This is a genomic window from Sediminicola luteus (genome assembly GCF_002514735.1).
Lineage (GTDB): Bacteria > Bacteroidota > Bacteroidia > Flavobacteriales > Flavobacteriaceae > HQA918.
Genome location: NZ_NBWU01000005.1, coordinates 557,178 through 573,911 on the forward strand (window position 1 = coordinate 557,178; position 16,734 = coordinate 573,911).

Sequence of the window (16,734 nt, forward strand, 5' to 3'; positions counted from 1 at the left end):
TTTTGCGTTTAAGGATTATGGTATGGAAAGCCTTTTACTGCTTTCTATCCAATACTTTTAACGCTGCTTTTTCGATAGCAGTATGATCAATACCGTATTTTTCCATCAATTGGGCCGGGGTACCACTCTCTCCAAAGGTGTCTTGGGTAGCCACGAATTCTTGTGGGGTGGGGTGCTGGGTAGCCAAAACACGGGCTACACTTTCGCCTAAACCTCCATAATAATTGTGCTCTTCGGCGGTAACGATACAGCCTGTTTTCTTAACAGAAGTTAGTATGGCTTCATCGTCCAAGGGTTTTATGGTGTGAATGTTGATTACCTCGGCAGAAATACCTTTGGCTTCCAAGGCTTCGGCAGCGATAAGGGCTTCCCAAACCATATGGCCGGTAGCTACGATGGTAACATCGGTACCTTCGCTGAGCATTACGGCTTTCCCGATTTCAAAGGTTTGATCGGCAGGGGTAAAATTGGCTACTTTGGGACGACCAAAACGTAAGTATACTGGGCCTTCGTATTCGGCAATGGCCAAGGTGGCCGCTTTGGTCTGGTTATAATCGCACGGATTTATAACCACCATATGGGGCAACATCTTCATTAAGCCGATGTCTTCCAAGATCTGGTGGGTAGCACCATCTTCACCTAGGGTAATTCCGGCATGCGAAGCACAGATTTTTACATTTTTACCCGAATAAGCGATAGATTGACGGATCTGATCGTAAACACGAGCCGTAGAGAAATTCGCGAAAGTACCCGTAAACGGAATTTTACCACCAATGGTTAAACCAGCAGCGATGCCCATCATATTGGCCTCGGCAATCCCAATCTGGAAAAAACGCTCCGGATTTTCGGCGATGAACTCATCCATTTTCAAGGAACCGATCAAATCGGCACAAAGGGCGACCACGTTCGGGTTCGTTCTCCCCAATTCGGCCAAACCGGCACCAAATCCGCTTCGTGTGTCTTTTTTACCTGAATCTATATATTTTTTCATCTTGTCTAGTTCAAAATATTAATAATCGCCCAGGGTTTCCGGGTTTTGTGCCAAGGCGGTGGCCAATTGTTCGTCGTTGGGGGCCTTACCGTGCCAAGCATGGGTGTGCATCATAAAATCGACCCCATTACCCATTACGGTATGCATTAAAATACATACGGGCTTGCCTTTTCCGGTGAGGGCTTTGGCTTGGTTCAATCCATCGATTACGGCCTGTAGGTCATTACCTTGGGCAACTTCCAATACCTCCCAGCCGAAAGCTTCGAATTTGGCTTTAAGATCACCTAGCGGCAATACATGATCGGTAGAACCGTCTATTTGTTGTTTGTTGTAGTCTACCGTGGCGATCAAGTTATCGACCTTTTTACCGGCGGCATACATAATGGCCTCCCAGTTTTGGCCTTCCTGTAATTCCCCGTCGCCATGTAGGCTAAAGACCAAATGGTCGTCGCCGTTCAATTTTTTGGCTTGGGCAGCGCCAATGGCAACCGACATACCTTGCCCAAGTGAACCAGAGGCTATGCGTACCCCAGGTAGCTTTTCATGGGTGGTAGGGTGACCTTGTAAACGGGAGTTCAACAAACGAAAGGTGTTTAGTTCGTCTACCGGAAAATAACCCCTACGGGCCAATACACTGTAAAAAACCGGGGAGATATGCCCGTTGGAAAGGAAAAACAGGTCTTCCCCATGGCCGTCCATATCAAAACCTTCCTTCAATTCCATTACCTCGTTGTATAAGGCAACGAAAAACTCGGCACATCCTAACGATCCTCCGGGGTGACCCGAATTGACCTTGTGTACCATCCTCACGATATCCCGTCTTACCTGTTGCGTAAGATCCTGTAATTCTTGCAAATTGGGCATGTTAAGTCATTTAAATCCGCGCCAAAAGTAACCGCAATCTTTGGCCTGTACAAATTGGGTTATCACTTTTTGTCAACGTATAACGAAAGACACGAAAATTATAACGGAAATGTATTTTAGATAGGCTGTTTTTGCCATAAGGGTTGGCTGCCGGGTATTTTGGTTTTATTGTTAAACTGCTTTTACTGAAGGATGCTCAATGTTTTATAGGAAAAGGTAATTAGCTCCCTCTCCTTCGGGAGAGGGCGGGGGGTGAGGGTATTCACTGATAAGGTTTGGTCAAGGGCTTTTTTATACTTCGGGGCTAGTCAAGGCTGCGGCAAGAATATCGTGTGGTATTACCCAATTTAAGCAGTGTACATAGAAAGCCAAATATCCCTTTGCTGTTAGCTTGAAGGCTACTTATTTCGTTTTTGAGGGGTTTATGGGTATGGTAATCCCCCAGGTACCCCCATGGGTTATTCGAAATTCTGCATCGTAGTTCGCCCCCTCATAGGTAAAGGTGAATTTTGCCGTATATGGGAACACTACCGACTGTAAAGTGGTACGTAGCTTTTCGTGCGTTGCCAGGCTATGGCTACCCTCTGTTGGGGAAATGTTCAGAATACCATCCCGTACTTCACCATAAACCGTAACCGTGAGAATGATTTGATCGCGCCCTTTTTTTCTGTTAAAAATCAAATCCTCAACAAAAGGGCTTTTTCTGATTACTTTATAAGGTGTGATTTCGGTTCCGATATAATCATCATTATCCCAATACCCTTTTATCACAGGTTTATCGGGCAAGGCCAAGGTGCCTTTACCATGCTTTTTCCCTTTTTTGAATTGACCTATATAAATAGCACCGGAGGCATGGGTGTAGGTTCCTTGTCCATGGGGTAGGCCTTTGTAGAATTCGCCTTCATAAGTATCTACCCCTTTGGCGATACCTGTACCATGTGCCTTCTTTTTTTGGCAGTCTCCTTTATAAAAATCAGCAATTTCCTTTTTAAGCACCTTGCATTGTGCATTAGCTTGAAAAGCAAGAAAGATTGCGATAATGAAACTAATAGGATATTTCATTTTCAAAAGTTTTAAGTAAGGATGAAAATAAGAAAATCATTGTAAATATGTTGGTTTTCAGTGGTATAAAATGCTTTGGTGGAGAGTGCAAAGTTGGTTACGTTGCATGCTGGCAACCCCGTTGGTGCAATTCCGAAATTTCAGTACCGTTTCGCGCCAGAAACAAATCTGTTAAGCCATATACCTAACCAAGGCTTAAACCTGAATATGGGTTGCGTTAGGGCCCCGAAAGCTTTCGGGGGAGGCCCTGTGGAGCTCGTTGTAAACAGCGACGGCCGAAAGCCCGACCCCTGTCGCGCAGGGGGAACGCCCAAAAAATGAAGCACCATGAAATGATTGTGGTCAAACGGGAGGGGTGGTGCAGTATATAGTACATCCAAACTTTACCACTTCCATAAGATTCGCATATGCCGCGTATGTGTATCTTTGTCGCTTTTAGCAGACAGACTTGAAATTCGAGAAATTACATAACGACCCGGCCTCAAAGGCACGGGCAGGAAAAATCACCACCGACCACGGGGTTATAGAAACCCCTATTTTTATGCCGGTGGGTACCGTGGCTTCGGTAAAAGGAGTGCATCAACGGGAATTGAAAGAAGAAATCAACCCCGATATTATCTTAGGGAACACCTATCACCTGTATTTAAGGCCCAAACTGCCCATTTTAGAACAAGCGGGCGGCCTACATAAGTTTATGGGCTGGGACCGTAACATTCTTACCGATAGTGGGGGGTACCAGGTGTATTCCCTCTCGGCCAATAGAAAGATCAAGGAAGAGGGGGTGAAGTTTAAATCGCATATAGATGGGTCGTACCATACGTTTACCCCGGAAAATGTGATGGAGATACAGCGTACCATTGGGGCCGATATAATTATGGCTTTTGATGAGTGCACGCCCTATCCTTGCGATTATAATTATGCCAAACGCTCTATGCATATGACCCATAGGTGGTTGGATCGCTGTATCGCACATTTGGAAAAACTGCCCTTTAAATATGGGTATTCGCAAGCGTTTTTTCCGATTGTGCAGGGGTCTACTTATAAAGACCTACGTATGCAATCGGCAGAGTATATCGCCAATTCCGGTGCGGTGGGTAATGCCATTGGTGGCCTCTCGGTTGGTGAGCCGGCCGAAGAAATGTATGCTATGACCGAAGTGGTCTGCGATATTTTACCAGAAGACAAACCCCGTTACCTAATGGGCGTGGGTACCCCAATAAATATTTTGGAGAACATAGCCTTGGGGGTAGATATGTTCGACTGTGTAATGCCCACCCGTAATGCCAGAAACGGTATGCTGTTTACCGCCCATGGTACCATAAACATCAAGAATAAAAAGTGGGAAGACGATTTTTCGCCCATTGATGAAATGGGGCATACTTTTGTAGATCAGGAGTATTCGAAGGCGTATTTAAGGCATCTTTTTGCCGCCAATGAATATTTGGGCAAACAAATTGCTACAATTCACAATTTAGGTTTTTATCTTTGGTTGGTCCGTGAGGCCCGACGTAGGATAATTGCCGGTGATTTTAGGGACTGGAAAGATAAAATGGTAAAACAAATGGATAAGCGTCTTTAATGCTCACCATTCTAGATAGATACATACTTAAACGCTATTTACTCACCTTTGGGGTAATGCTTATGCTGTTCGTGCCCATTGGTATTATGGCCAATTTGGCCGAACAGATTGGTAAAATGATCGATAATGAAGCGCCAACCGGTGAGATTGTTGTTTTTTACGTAAACTTTACCATATATATAGGAAGTCTGCTTTTTCCGATATTCCTATTCCTTTCCATCATTTTCTTTACCTCCAAACTGGCGAGTAATACCGAGATTGTGGCCATTTTGAGTTCTGGGGTCTCTTATGGGCGTTTTTTACGACCTTATTTCGTGGGAGCCTCGATTATTGCGATAATCATGTTCTTTATGGGTATGTTCATTGTGCCCGAAGCCAGTAAGGGCTATAATGAGTTTCGGTTCAAATACCTGAAAAAAGGGAGGTCGTCCATGAAGACCAGCAATATCTATAACCAACTCAACGATTCCGATTATTTGTATGTGAGTAGTTACGATCCGGCCCGGGAAACCGCCTATAATTTTGTGCTCGAACATTTCGATGAAAACAAAGAGTTGGAATACCGTATCTCGGCTTCCAATATCCGTTGGAAAGACAGTGTGTACGGATTGACGAATTACGTAAAACGTACATTGGTAAATGGTAAGGAGTTGGTAGAAACCAAACCCAGGTTAGATACCCTTTTCGATTTTAAGGCCAGTGAGCTTACACCGGTATCGTATATTGCCGAAACCAAAAACCTGTTCGAACTCAATAAGTTTATAAAACAACAAGAGCGAAAGGGTGCTGCTAATATTAATACCTTCGTTTTGGTAAAGTACAAACGTTGGGCCCTACCGGTTACCGCTTTTGTACTGACCATTATCGCGGTGGCCGTGTCTTCGGTAAAACGCCGTGGTGGAATGGGAGTGAATCTTGCCTTTGGTATTGGAGTGGCCTTTATTTATATCTTTTTTGATAAGGTTTTTGGTACCATGGCCGAACAATCGGGTTTTCCGCCCTTATTGGCGGTGGTGATACCCAATGTGATTTTCGGTATTATCGGAATCTATCTACTGCAAAATGCCAAGCGTTAAGCTGAAAAACTACCTGCACCTTCATTTTATAGTCTTTATATGGGGCTTTACGGCGGTTTTGGGCAAGTTGATCCAACTCGATGCCATTCCTTTAGTATGGTACCGTATGGCCATGGCGACCCTATTGGTCTGGGCGTACCTAAAGATTAGGAAAATAGATGTCGGTGTATCCAAAAGGGAGTTGTTCCAAATCGTATTAACCGGTTGTGCCATTGCCTTGCATTGGATTACTTTTTTTCAGGCCATAAAGGTTTCTAATGTATCTATTGCCTTGTCTACCTTATCGGCCGGGGCCTTTATGACCGCTTTGTTAGAGCCAATTTGGTTTAAACGTAAACTAATTGGGTATGAGTTGGTATTGGGCATTTTGGTCGTATTGGGGCTGGGTATGATCTTTTATGGGGAAGGCGAAAGCCATGCGGCCGGCATTGGCTACGGACTTTTAGCTACGTTTTTGGGGGCGGTGTTTTCCATCTCGAACGGACAATTGGTAAAATCGCATGCGCCCTCCGTCATCGCCTTTTACGAACTTGGGGTGGGTGCCCTTTTAGTCACGGTTTTTATTGCGTTTAGGGGGGGCTTTGTTCCTGAATTTTTCCAAATTACCCTATCCGATGCGGGTTATCTGTTCCTTTTGGCCTCTATTTGTACGGCCTATGCCTTTATTGGAGGGGTAAAGGTTATGCGCTATATAAGCCCATATACGGTTATGCTTACTACCAATTTAGAGCCGGTGTACGGAATTCTTATGGCCTTTATCATTTTTGGGCAAAGCGAACATATGGGTGGGTACTTTTATTTAGGCGCCCTTTTGATTTTGGTCACGGTACTGGCAAATGGGGTTTTAAAAAACCGCATAAAGAAAATGTAAAGACCCGCGTACCGAATTCTATGTTTTAATCCTATATTTGTCTGCTGACAAAACCTAAAACCTAAGTATCGATGGAGTATCTAGATTTTGAACTTCCCATTAAAGACTTGGAAGAACAACTGGATAAGTGTAAGATTATCGGGGAAGAAAGTGATGTAGATGTCTCGGAGACCTGTAAACAGATCGAGAAAAAACTGCTTGCCACCAAAAAGGATATTTATAAAAACCTATCGGCTTGGCAACGTGTACAACTATCGCGTCACCCCAATAGGCCCTATACTTTAGATTATATCAATGCCATTTGTGGCGATACCTTCTTAGAATTACATGGCGATCGTAATGTAAAAGACGATAAGGCCATGATCGGGGGGTTGGGAAAAATAGGAGACCAGAGCTTTATGTTCATCGGTCAACAGAAAGGGTATAATACCAAAACCCGTCAATATCGAAATTTTGGCATGGCGAATCCGGAAGGGTATCGTAAAGCCCTCCGCTTAATGAAATCGGCCGAAAAATTCGATATCCCCGTAGTTTGTTTTGTAGATACCCCAGGGGCTTACCCAGGTATTGAGGCAGAGGAACGCGGTCAAGGGGAGGCCATTGCCCGGAACATTCTAGAAATGACCCGCCTTAAAGTGCCGATCATTGTAGTGATTATTGGCGAAGGTGCCTCAGGGGGTGCCTTGGGTATCGGTGTAGGTGATAAGGTATTGATGTTGGAGAATACGTGGTATTCGGTTATTTCGCCCGAATCTTGTTCTTCAATCCTTTGGCGTAGTTGGGAGTATAAAGAACAGGCGGCTGAATCACTGAAATTGACCGCTCCCGATATGCGTAAACTAAAACTTATCGACGAGATCGTTAAAGAACCCATAGGGGGAGCCCATCGGAATCGAGAGGAAACCTTTAGTACGGTAAGCCACAAGATCTTGATGCATTATAACGATTTAAAAGCTCTATCGGCCACCGATTTGGTGAGCCAACGCATGGATAAGTATACATCCATGGGGGTTTTTAACGGATAGTATAAAAAAACATAGTACGAAATCCTTGGAAAGTCTTTTTTCAAGGATTTTTTTGTCGGAAATATTTTGTTAACCGTTTCCGCCCTTTCTTAATACTGATTTTCAACTGTCCCAGATTTATGGGAACCTTTTTTGGGGCCTTGTGGCGGTGAAAATTCGACTATGAACAATTTTTAGTAACTTATCAACAGGCACCGTTTGATAAGACTTAAGGTTAACTTAATGTTAATTACATACATTAGCGCTCTATGGAAAAACCGAGCCCACTAATTGGAAAGAAAATAGATAAAACCACCATAATCAGTCTGGAAAAAGGGAAAATCCCTCCCCAGGCCGTTGATTTGGAGGAGGCCGTGCTCGGGGCCATGATGATCGATAAAAAAGGGGTAGATGAGGTTATCGATATCCTACACCCCGATGCCTTTTATAAAGAGGCTCATCAAGATATATACTCGGCCATTTTTAGTCTGTTCGAAACCTCGGAACCCATAGATTTGCTTACGGTGTCGGCCCAGTTGAAAAAAGAGGGGAAATTGGAGACCATTGGGGGCGATTTCTACCTGATCCAACTGACACAAAAAGTAGCTTCTTCGGCCCATATCGAATTCCATGCCCGTATCATCCTTCAGAAATATATTCAACGTAGCCTGATTAAAATCTCCAACGAGATTATAGAGGAGGCCTATGACGAAAGCGCCGATGTTTTTGACTTGCTCGATGAGGCGGAGGCCAAATTGTATGACGTTACCCAGGGTAACCTAAAGAGATCGGCCGAAACCGCCCAGCATTTGGTGATGCAGGCCAAGAAAAAAATCGAGGAAATTTCCAATAAGGAGGGGCTAAGTGGTATTCCGACGGGGTTCGATAAATTGGATAAACTGACCTCGGGTTGGCAGCCTTCAGACCTTATTATCGTAGCGGCACGTCCGGGTATGGGTAAAACGGCTTTAACCCTTACTATGGCCCGAAATATGGCCGTACAATTCGGGCATCCGGTGGCTTTCTTTTCGCTGGAGATGTCATCGGTTCAATTGATTACCCGTTTGATTTCTTCCGAAACCGGACTCTCCTCTGAAAAGCTGCGTACCGGTAAGCTCGAAAAACACGAATGGGAACAGCTGAACGTAAAGGTAAAGTCTTTGGAGAAAGCGCCCTTGTTTATAGATGATACGCCTTCACTGTCCATTTTCGACCTTCGGGCCAAGGCACGGCGTTTGGCTTCGCAGCATGGCATAAAAATGATCATGATCGATTATTTGCAGTTAATGACCGCTGGGGGCTCGCAAAAAGGTGGGGGTAACCGTGAGCAGGAAATCTCGACCATTTCCCGTAACCTGAAGGCCTTGGCCAAGGAACTCAACGTGCCGGTAATAGCCTTATCGCAGCTTTCTAGGGCAGTAGAGACGCGTGGAGGTAGTAAACGCCCGGTGCTTTCCGATCTTAGGGAATCGGGTGCGATCGAGCAGGATGCCGATATCGTATCGTTCATTTACCGTCCAGAATACTATAAAATAGATGAGTGGGACGATGAAGAACGTTCGCCTACAACAGGCCAAGGTGAGTTTATCGTGGCCAAACACCGTAATGGTGGTTTAGAGAATATTAGGTTAAAGTTTATTGGGCATTTGGGTAAATTTGATAACTTGGAAGAGTTCGACTCGCCTTTTGAATTCCAATCCAAAATGAATGAGGGGGAAGTTGATCCGTTTACACAAAACCTACCGAGCCCAGATCAGGCTTTTGGTAGTGCCATGAACCAAGGCCCACCCGCAGATGACGACGTACCGTTTTAAACTTCATGTACATAAATTTCCTAAAAGGATATTTTTAATCCTTGTTTTGTTTTGTAGTGTTTTCCTAGGCCGAGCCTCGGAAATTTTGATTCCCATGGATGCCGAAGGCCAGCAAAACCATCTCAAGGCCTATGGCATTGCCTATTGGGTATTGGAAAAACAATACAAGGTGCAATGGTTGCTCAATTACCGCGGAGGGGCATTTATGTTGCCCGATCGGGAGGCCATTAGAAAAGAATGCCAGATTCGCGGTGTATCTTTCGAGATTCTATCAGACGGACAAAAACAAAGCATCTTAGAGGGTATTGCCAGTCCTTCCCAAAATCAGGAAGCGGTTGTTTTGGAAAAAGCCCCTAAAATCGCTGTGTATAGCCCCAAAGGCAACCAACCTTGGGACGATGCCGTGACCTTGGTGCTTACTTATGCCGAAATACCCTATGATGTGGTGTATGACGAAGAGGTGCTTAACGATCAATTGGTGTTGTATAATTGGTTGCACCTGCACCACGAAGATTTTACCGGACAATATGGTAAGTTTTATGGAGCCTTTAGGGCGGCACCTTGGTATATTGAGAACAAGCAGAATGCCGAAGCTTTGGCCGCAAAATTGGGGTACTCCAAAGTATCTGAGGCTAAACGGGCGGTGGCCCTAAAAATCAGGAATTACGTGATAGGAGGTGGCTTTATGTTCGCTATGTGTTCGGCAACCGATAGTTTCGATATTGCCCTAGCGGCAAGCGAAGTTGATATTTGCGAACCCATGTTTGACGGCGATCCCTCGAGCCCGGGCTATCAACAAAAACTGGATTTTACCAAATCGTTCGCTTTTCAGGATTTTATATTGGAACGTTCGCCCTTGCGCTACGAGTTTTCGAGTATCGATATGACCAACAAACGGGGCAATGTGGCCAAAGAGGCCGATTATTTTACCTTAATGGACTTTTCGGCCAAATGGGATCCGGTGCCTACCATGTTGTGTCAAAACCACACCTCTTTGGTTAAAGGCTTTATGGGGCAGACCACCGCATTTGATCGCAAATTGGTAAAATCGACCGTTTTGGTGTTGGGTGAAAACCGTATTAATAGTGAAGCCCGGTATATTCACGGCATTAAAGGCAAAGGTTTCTTTACTTTTTATGGCGGCCATGACCCCGAAGATTACCAGCATAGGGTAGGGGACCCGAAAACGGAGTTGGAGCTACATCCTACCTCTCCCGGTTATCGACTTATACTGAATAATGTGCTATTTCCGGCCGCCCGAAAGAAAAAGCAAAAGACTTAAAGCGGTTGGGCCGCAACCACCTTTTCCAAAATTTGTTCCACCCCGTTTTCGTCGTTAGAGGCGGTTTCATAATTGGCGGTTTCCTTAACGTTGGGGTGCGCATTGGCCATAGCAAAACTATAGGTGGCCTGTTGTAGCATTTCCAAGTCGTTGTTATAATCTCCGAAAACCACAGTTTGGTCCGGACTTATTCCGTGCGATTTCTGCAATTTTTCAATGGCGTAACCCTTGTGGGAATGGATGTCGGATAGATCTAACCAGACCTTGCCTGATATTTTGATCTTGATCTGCCCTTCTAGATGCTTTAGTTTAGGGTATACATGGGTTTCTGTACTGATAGGGTGGTATAAGGCGATCTTCAACAATTCTTCTTGGCATTCGTCCATACTGTTAATGAACTCATATTCTTCGTAGTATTCTTGGATTACCTTGACCAATTCGGGCTGTCCGGGGGGCAAAAAAGCCTTGGTATGTCCGCAAAGAATAGGGAATATATCCGGAATACCTTCTAAAATGGGAATCAGGGCCTTTCGGGTTTCATCCTTCAAGGGAGACGAAAAAAGTTCGGTGCCATTGTGTTGGGCAAATCCCCCGTTTTCGGCCACAATAATAATCTCATCGGCTATACGCTCCAGTTTTTTTGCGATGCTGTTGTACTGGCGTCCGCTAGCGGCAACAAAAAGGATATCCCTTTTTTTGAGTTCTTCATAGAGTTCGTAAAACCGATTACTTACTTCATGATTCGAATTCAACAGAGTGCCATCCATATCGGTGACTACCATTTTAATGCCTGATAGATCCATTTGTGCAGAATTTTTGTCAAAGGTAAACGCATAAACGGCATTATAACTCGCGTTTTACTTTAAATTTCTACTAAATTGGGCGAAAATTAACCACGAAAACGCTATCGTTCATAACTATGCCATGGATCCAACGCGAAATGCGCTTAACCAAATACCCTAGGGGCTTTCATTTGATTACCGAACAAGTGACTCGGGCCATTCCTGAAATTGCTCATATAAAAACTGGGATACTCCAGGTTTTTATAAAACATAGCTCGGCCTCGGTTTTTTTAAACGAGAATGCCGACCCAACGGTACGCCACGATTTTGAACGTCATACCAATGTTATGGTACCCGAAAATGCGCCCTATTATAAACATACCTATGAAGGTGCCGACGATATGCCGGCCCATATTAAGGCCGCCCTATATGGGAGTTCGGTACAAATACCCATTACCCATGGTAGTCTGAACCTGGGCATTTGGCAAGGAATATATTTGGGTGAGCATAGGGACCATGCCTCGGCTAGGCGGTTGGTGTTGACGGCTTATGGTGAATGATACTTTTAAAAATGTTTAGTAAAACCCATTCGTTTACCTAAGATTCTAACAATAAACGCTACCTGGTTTTCTTCAATGATATAAAAAATCACATGGGATTTATAGCGAAACGATTTAAGTCCATGTGCCAAATAGTCGGCAGAAGCAGCTAACTCTGGACGTCTAGCGAGGGTCTCGCAATGTTTTTCCAGGGCAAGGAGGTAGGTTGTAGCCTGAGCTTGGCCGAACATTTTGATGCCGTATTTATAGATCCCAACAATATCGAATTGGGCACGGCCAGAGAGTCTATAACTCTCCATGGTCTACCATTTTTAATAGATCACTTATATTATGAGGGCTTCTTCCGCTTTGTAAACCTTCATCAATGGCATTTTTTAGTTCCTTGAGTTTTTGATGAGCTTCTTGGTCTTTGCGCACCAAATCACGGATGTATTCACTGTCGTTGGTAAAATCACCTTTTTTCACCCGAAGCTTGATCCAGTTATCTTGTTGGTCTGTAAATGTTATCGATTTGCGTACGGTATCCATAAACAATAGATTTGATGCAATATAGTGAAAATATGCACCAGCTCAATAATCTGGAGCTAAGGGAGCGCGCTGTTTATTAGGCAACAAATGTTTTGATTTCTTGGACAGCGTGGTAGGTTATTCTGTTTTCAGTTACTAATAGGAGTCCAGGTTATGGAGTGGCCCTCACTTCTATATGGGTAGCCAAAATAATTGCAGTCAAAATGAATCTGGGGTACGCTGCCCTCACCCCCAACCCCTCTCCCTCAGGGAGAGGGGAGCTAAAACTTTCACGATACCTTTTGGGGTTAGGGGGCCAAAAAAAAAGGCCCCCAGATAGGAGGCCTTGTTATAAGCAAGAAGGATCGGATTATCTATTTGACTTTCTCAACAATAGCTTTGAACGCCTCTGGATGGTTCATGGCCAAGTCGGCCAATACCTTACGGTTAAGCTCGATATTGTTGGCTTTTACTTTACCCATGAACTGCGAATAGGACATTCCGTGCATACGGGCACCGGCATTGATACGGGTAATCCATAAAGCGCGGAAAGTTCTTTTCTTGTTTTTACGATCGCGGTAGGCATAAAGCATAGCTTTTTCTACTGCGTTCTTGGCTACCGTCCAAACGTTTTTACGACGTCCGAAGTAACCTTTGGCCTGCTTCATCACCTTTTTTCTTCGGGCTCTTGAAGCAACTGAATTTACTGATCTTGGCATAATTAAAATCTTTTTGTAGTAGGCGGCCCAAAATGGGCACTTGCTCTTTCGATGGCTTTTGAAGCGAACTTCGACGGCTATCTAGGCCTAACTCCAGGGTTAATAATTGATTTTACCGAGAGCGGATTACTTTAAACGTAATTGCTCTTTGATACTGTTAACGTCAGACTCGTGCACTAGGGTAGAGTGCGTTAACTTAAGCTTACGCTTTTTGCTCTTCTTTGTAAGAATGTGGCTTTTAAAAGCGTGCTTTCTTTTGATTTTACCAGAACCGGTAAGCTTAAAACGCTTCTTGGCACTGGATTTGGTTTTCATCTTAGGCATCTTCTCCTTTTATTATCGTTCCTCTTGCTTACTTCTTTATTTTTTGGCCTTAGCCTTAGGGGCAATGAACATGGTCATACGTTTCCCTTCCAACTTAGGCATCTGTTCAACCTTACCAAGCTCTTCCAGCTCTTGGGCCAAACGCAATAGCAATATTTCACCTTGGTCTTTATACACGATCGAGCGTCCTTTAAAGAAAACGTAGGCCTTTAATTTGGCCCCGTCCTTCAAAAACTTCTCAGCATGCTTTTTCTTAAAGGCGTAATCATGGTCATCGGTCTGTGGTCCGAATCGAATTTCCTTTACTACCACCTTACTCGCCTTGGCCTTAAGGGCCTTGTCCCTTTTCTTTTGCTCGAACAAGAACTTTTTATAGTCCATGATCTTACATACGGGAGGTGCCGCTTTGGGTGATATCTCAACAAGGTCCAGTTCCAACTCCGCTGCCTTGGCCTTGGCCTGTTGCAGGGTGTATACACCAACTTCTACATTGTCTCCGACCAAACGTACATTAGGTACATTGATCTTATCATTGATCCGGTGCGGATTTCTTTCTTCCCTTCTAGGTCTAGGGGTAAACCTTCTTCTAATTGCTATGGCTTTGTAATTTTGTCCCGCATAAACGGGCTGGTTAAACTTATTCTTTAAACGCCTTTAAGGTACTATTTATTTCTTCGCTTACCAAGCCGGCGAAAGCGTCGATTTCAATAGATCCAAGGTCTTCTCCGCCGTGCCTACGCACGGAAATGGTTCCTTGCTCTTGTTCGTTGTCCCCAACAATGAGCATAAACGGGATTTTGTTCATCTCGGCCTCCCGTATTTTTTTGCCTATGGTCTCACTTCTGGCGTCAACAAGCGCGCGAATTTCGTGATTTTCCAAAGATTTTAAAACTTTTTCCGCATAATTTTCGTGTTTTTCGCTGATTGGCAACACTATAGCCTGTTCCGGAATCAGCCAAAGCGGAAAATTACCCCCCGTATGTTCCAATAGAAGTGCGATAAAACGCTCCATACTTCCAAAGGGGGCACGGTGTATCATTATAGGGCGGTGCTCCTCGTTATCACTGCCTTTATAGGTGAGGTCAAATCGCTCGGGTAGGTTGTAATCTACCTGTATGGTACCCAATTGCCAGCTTCTACCCAAGGCATCTTTGATCATAAAATCGAGCTTGGGGCCATAAAAAGCAGCTTCTCCGGGCTCAATTACATAATCCAGTCCTTTCTCTTTGGCAGCATTGATAATGGCATTTTCGGCCTTATCCCAATTTTCGGGGCTCCCAATATATTTTTCGGGTTTCTCCAAATCTCGTACCGATACCTGTGCGGTATAATTCTCAAAACCTAACGACTGCAATACATATAAAGAAAGGTCGATTACTTCCTTGAACTCCTGATCCAACTGGTCCGGGGTACAGAAAATATGGGCATCGTCTTGGGTAAAGCCACGCACACGGGTAAGTCCGTGCAATTCCCCACTTTGCTCGTACCTATATACGGTGCCGAATTCGGCATAGCGTTTCGGCAGCTCACGGTAGCTGAACGGTCGTGTATTGTATATTTCACAGTGGTGCGGACAGTTCATGGGTTTCAATAAAAACTCCTCGTCTTCCTTGGGGGTGTTTATCGGCTGAAAGCTGTCTTCCCCGTATTTGGCATAATGGCCCGAGGTTACATAAAGTTCCTTTTGACCAATATGTGGGGTAACCACCATTTCGTATCCCGCCTTTTTCTGGGCTTTCTTTAAAAACTGTTCCAAACGCTCACGCAACGCGGCACCTTTAGGTAGCCAAAGTGGCAATCCTTGTCCTACTTTCTGTGAGAAAGTAAACAGTTCCAACTCTTTGCCCAGTTTTCGGTGGTCACGTTTTTTGGCTTCCTCCAACATATGTAGGTATTCGGTAAGCTCTTTTTGTTTCGGAAACGAAATACCGTATACACGGGTCAACTGTTTGTTGTTCTCGTCGCCGCGCCAGTAAGCCCCAGCGGCACTGAGTACCTTAAAAGCCTTTACGATTCCGGTGTTGGGAATATGGCCGCCCCTACATAGATCGCTAAAGGTGTCGTGGTCGCAAAAGGTAATGGTGCCGTCTTCCAGGTTTTCGATCAGCTCAACCTTGTATTCATTACCCTGTTCCTTATATAAAGATAGGGCGTCGGCCTTGGAGACCGATCGCATTTTAAAATCGTGTTTGCCCTTGGCGATTTCCAAGGCTTTCTTCTCCACGGTAGTAAAATCCTTTTCAGTCAGGGTATGCTCCCCAAAATCTACATCGTAATAAAAGCCGTTTTCAATGGCAGGGCCAATGGTCAGTTTACAACCGGGGTACAATTCTTCTAGGGCCTGGGCCAAAATATGGGAAGACGAATGCCAAAAGGCCTTTTTACCGGCATCGTCGCGCCAGGTATATAAGACCAAGCTACCGTCGGTGGTCAATGGGGTGGTGCTTTCAACGGTTTCCTCATTATAGGAAGCCGAAATTACGTTCCGGGCCAATCCCTCACTAATGCTTTTGGCTACATCCATAGGAGTAACGCCACTAGGCTGCTCCTTAATACTACCATCGGGTAGACTGATCTTGATCATTTGTTATACGTATATATAAATAAGAAAGGCACAAAGATAGTGTCTACCATTAAGGCGTACAATAGTAGGTTGCTTTAGCTTTCTTATAATAATGCTGTTCAGTGTTTGGGAAAATGCCCCCAGGGAAAATGACATGATAATATTGGGGTCAATCTACATCTGTAGGGCGTTTATTACAAGCCTCCTTTCTGGGGGCACCGGGCTTTTGCCACTCGCTTTTTGCCGGCCTTGGCCAGGCAAAAGAGCTCAAACAAATGGCGCAATCCCTTTTTCGAAAAAAAACTTTTATGTCTAAAGAGCTTGTGTTAAGCCTATTGACGGCACGGTCTAAAAAAACCTTCAAAAAAAATGGTTTTTAGTTTTGGTGTAATCAAAAAAAGGGTTCTATATTTGCAGCCGCTAAGGCAATAAGGCGTTACACAAATAAGCGCTGCCAAGGCGAGGAACAATACAGGTTCATTGAAATTTTGAAGAGACAGCAGCGAGTTTTTTAACTCGCACTTGGAAGGTTTAGAACGTAAGTTTTAAACGAACCGAAGATTTAGATAGACGGAACATCCGATATCGGGCTAGGGTATTTTTGATTGTATGAGTGGTAAATAATATTTATGATTTAACGATGAAGAGTTTGATCCTGGCTCAGGATGAACGCTAGCGGCAGGCCTAACACATGCAAGTCGAGGGGTAACATTGTAGCTTGCTACAGATGACGACC

17 protein-coding genes and 1 rRNA gene are annotated in these 16,734 nt (G+C 44.4%); 8 read left to right on the forward strand and 10 right to left on the reverse strand.

Annotated elements, in window-relative coordinates; translation table 11 throughout:
- Nucleotides 1–34: 34 nt before the first annotated feature.
- The 3 genes from B7P33_RS17625 to B7P33_RS17635 form a co-directional block, all read right to left on the reverse strand.
- On the reverse strand, nt 35–991 hold the full coding sequence (locus B7P33_RS17625; RefSeq protein WP_097443523.1) for a transketolase family protein: 957 nt from the start codon (nt 989–991) through the stop codon (nt 35–37).
- A gap of 18 nt (nt 992–1,009) precedes the next feature.
- Entirely contained in the window at nt 1,010–1,855 is an 846-nt protein-coding gene (locus B7P33_RS17630; RefSeq protein ID WP_097443524.1) for a transketolase, read from the reverse strand.
- A 402-nt stretch (nt 1,856–2,257) separates the two neighbouring features.
- Entirely contained in the window at nt 2,258–2,917 is a 660-nt protein-coding gene (locus tag B7P33_RS17635) for an MORN repeat-containing protein (RefSeq protein WP_097443525.1), read from the reverse strand.
- 448 nt (nt 2,918–3,365) lie between these two features.
- Between B7P33_RS17635 and tgt the strand changes: the two genes are divergently transcribed.
- The 6 genes from tgt (at nt 3,366) to B7P33_RS17670 (ending at nt 10,543) form a co-directional block, all read left to right on the forward strand.
- The gene (tgt, locus tag B7P33_RS17645) at nt 3,366–4,496 is read left to right on the forward strand and encodes a tRNA guanosine(34) transglycosylase Tgt (RefSeq protein WP_097443527.1); all 1,131 of its coding nucleotides are present in this window, start codon (nt 3,366–3,368) and stop codon (nt 4,494–4,496) included.
- Nucleotides 4,496–5,572 (forward strand): LptF/LptG family permease, encoded by a 1,077-nt coding sequence (locus B7P33_RS17650; protein WP_097443528.1) that lies wholly within the window; start codon nt 4,496–4,498, stop codon nt 5,570–5,572. The genes tgt and B7P33_RS17650 overlap by 1 nt, the downstream gene beginning before the upstream one ends.
- Nucleotides 5,559–6,443: a DMT family transporter gene (locus B7P33_RS17655; RefSeq protein WP_097443529.1), complete on the forward strand. Its 885-nt coding sequence runs from the start codon at nt 5,559–5,561 to the stop codon at nt 6,441–6,443. The genes B7P33_RS17650 and B7P33_RS17655 overlap by 14 nt, the downstream gene beginning before the upstream one ends.
- Nucleotides 6,444–6,514: 71 nt before the next feature.
- On the forward strand, nt 6,515–7,468 hold the full coding sequence (locus B7P33_RS17660) for an acetyl-CoA carboxylase carboxyltransferase subunit alpha (RefSeq protein ID WP_097443530.1): 954 nt from the start codon (nt 6,515–6,517) through the stop codon (nt 7,466–7,468).
- 248 nt (nt 7,469–7,716) lie between these two features.
- Complete coding sequence (gene dnaB / locus B7P33_RS17665) at nt 7,717–9,261, forward strand: replicative DNA helicase (RefSeq protein ID WP_097443531.1); 1,545 nt, start codon at nt 7,717–7,719, stop codon at nt 9,259–9,261.
- A gap of 94 nt (nt 9,262–9,355) precedes the next feature.
- Nucleotides 9,356–10,543, forward strand: coding sequence for an asparagine synthetase B (locus B7P33_RS17670; RefSeq protein WP_245871832.1), 1,188 nt, complete (start codon nt 9,356–9,358; stop codon nt 10,541–10,543).
- On the opposite strand, the gene B7P33_RS17675 is transcribed toward B7P33_RS17670, so the two are convergent.
- On the reverse strand, nt 10,540–11,346 hold the full coding sequence (locus B7P33_RS17675; RefSeq protein WP_097443533.1) for a Cof-type HAD-IIB family hydrolase: 807 nt from the start codon (nt 11,344–11,346) through the stop codon (nt 10,540–10,542). The two genes, B7P33_RS17670 and B7P33_RS17675, sit on opposite strands and share 4 nt — an antisense overlap.
- A 116-nt stretch (nt 11,347–11,462) precedes the next feature.
- Between B7P33_RS17675 and B7P33_RS17680 the strand changes: the two genes are divergently transcribed.
- Nucleotides 11,463–11,885, forward strand: coding sequence for a secondary thiamine-phosphate synthase enzyme YjbQ (locus B7P33_RS17680; protein WP_097443534.1), 423 nt, complete (start codon nt 11,463–11,465; stop codon nt 11,883–11,885).
- 5 nt (nt 11,886–11,890) lie between these two features.
- Here the strand turns inward: B7P33_RS17680 and B7P33_RS17685 are convergent, their stop codons facing one another.
- The 6 genes from B7P33_RS17685 to thrS all read right to left on the reverse strand — a co-directional run bounded on the left by B7P33_RS17685 (nt 11,891) and on the right by thrS (nt 16,019).
- Nucleotides 11,891–12,184 carry a type II toxin-antitoxin system RelE/ParE family toxin gene (locus B7P33_RS17685; protein ID WP_097443535.1) on the reverse strand — a complete coding sequence of 98 codons (294 nt, stop codon included), beginning with the start codon at nt 12,182–12,184 and terminating at the stop codon, nt 11,891–11,893.
- Nucleotides 12,171–12,413, reverse strand: a complete 243-nt coding sequence (locus tag B7P33_RS17690; protein WP_097443536.1) for a type II toxin-antitoxin system ParD family antitoxin — start codon at nt 12,411–12,413, stop codon at nt 12,171–12,173. The genes B7P33_RS17685 and B7P33_RS17690 overlap by 14 nt, the downstream gene beginning before the upstream one ends.
- Nucleotides 12,414–12,766: 353 nt before the next feature.
- On the reverse strand, nt 12,767–13,111 hold the full coding sequence (rplT, locus tag B7P33_RS17695) for a 50S ribosomal protein L20 (RefSeq protein ID WP_097443537.1): 345 nt from the start codon (nt 13,109–13,111) through the stop codon (nt 12,767–12,769).
- 126 nt (nt 13,112–13,237) lie between these two features.
- Nucleotides 13,238–13,435, reverse strand: a complete 198-nt coding sequence (rpmI, locus tag B7P33_RS17700; protein ID WP_073181711.1) for a 50S ribosomal protein L35 — start codon at nt 13,433–13,435, stop codon at nt 13,238–13,240.
- Nucleotides 13,436–13,471: 36 nt separating this feature from the next.
- Nucleotides 13,472–14,032: a translation initiation factor IF-3 gene (gene infC / locus B7P33_RS17705; RefSeq protein WP_394341536.1), complete on the reverse strand. Its 561-nt coding sequence runs from the start codon at nt 14,030–14,032 to the stop codon at nt 13,472–13,474.
- A 40-nt stretch (nt 14,033–14,072) separates the two neighbouring features.
- Nucleotides 14,073–16,019 (reverse strand): threonine--tRNA ligase, encoded by a 1,947-nt coding sequence (gene thrS / locus B7P33_RS17710; RefSeq protein WP_097443539.1) that lies wholly within the window; start codon nt 16,017–16,019, stop codon nt 14,073–14,075.
- A 616-nt stretch (nt 16,020–16,635) separates the two neighbouring features.
- Between thrS and B7P33_RS17715 the strand changes: the two genes are divergently transcribed.
- Nucleotides 16,636–16,734: ribosomal RNA gene (locus B7P33_RS17715) — 16S ribosomal RNA — on the forward strand; the annotation flags it as partial.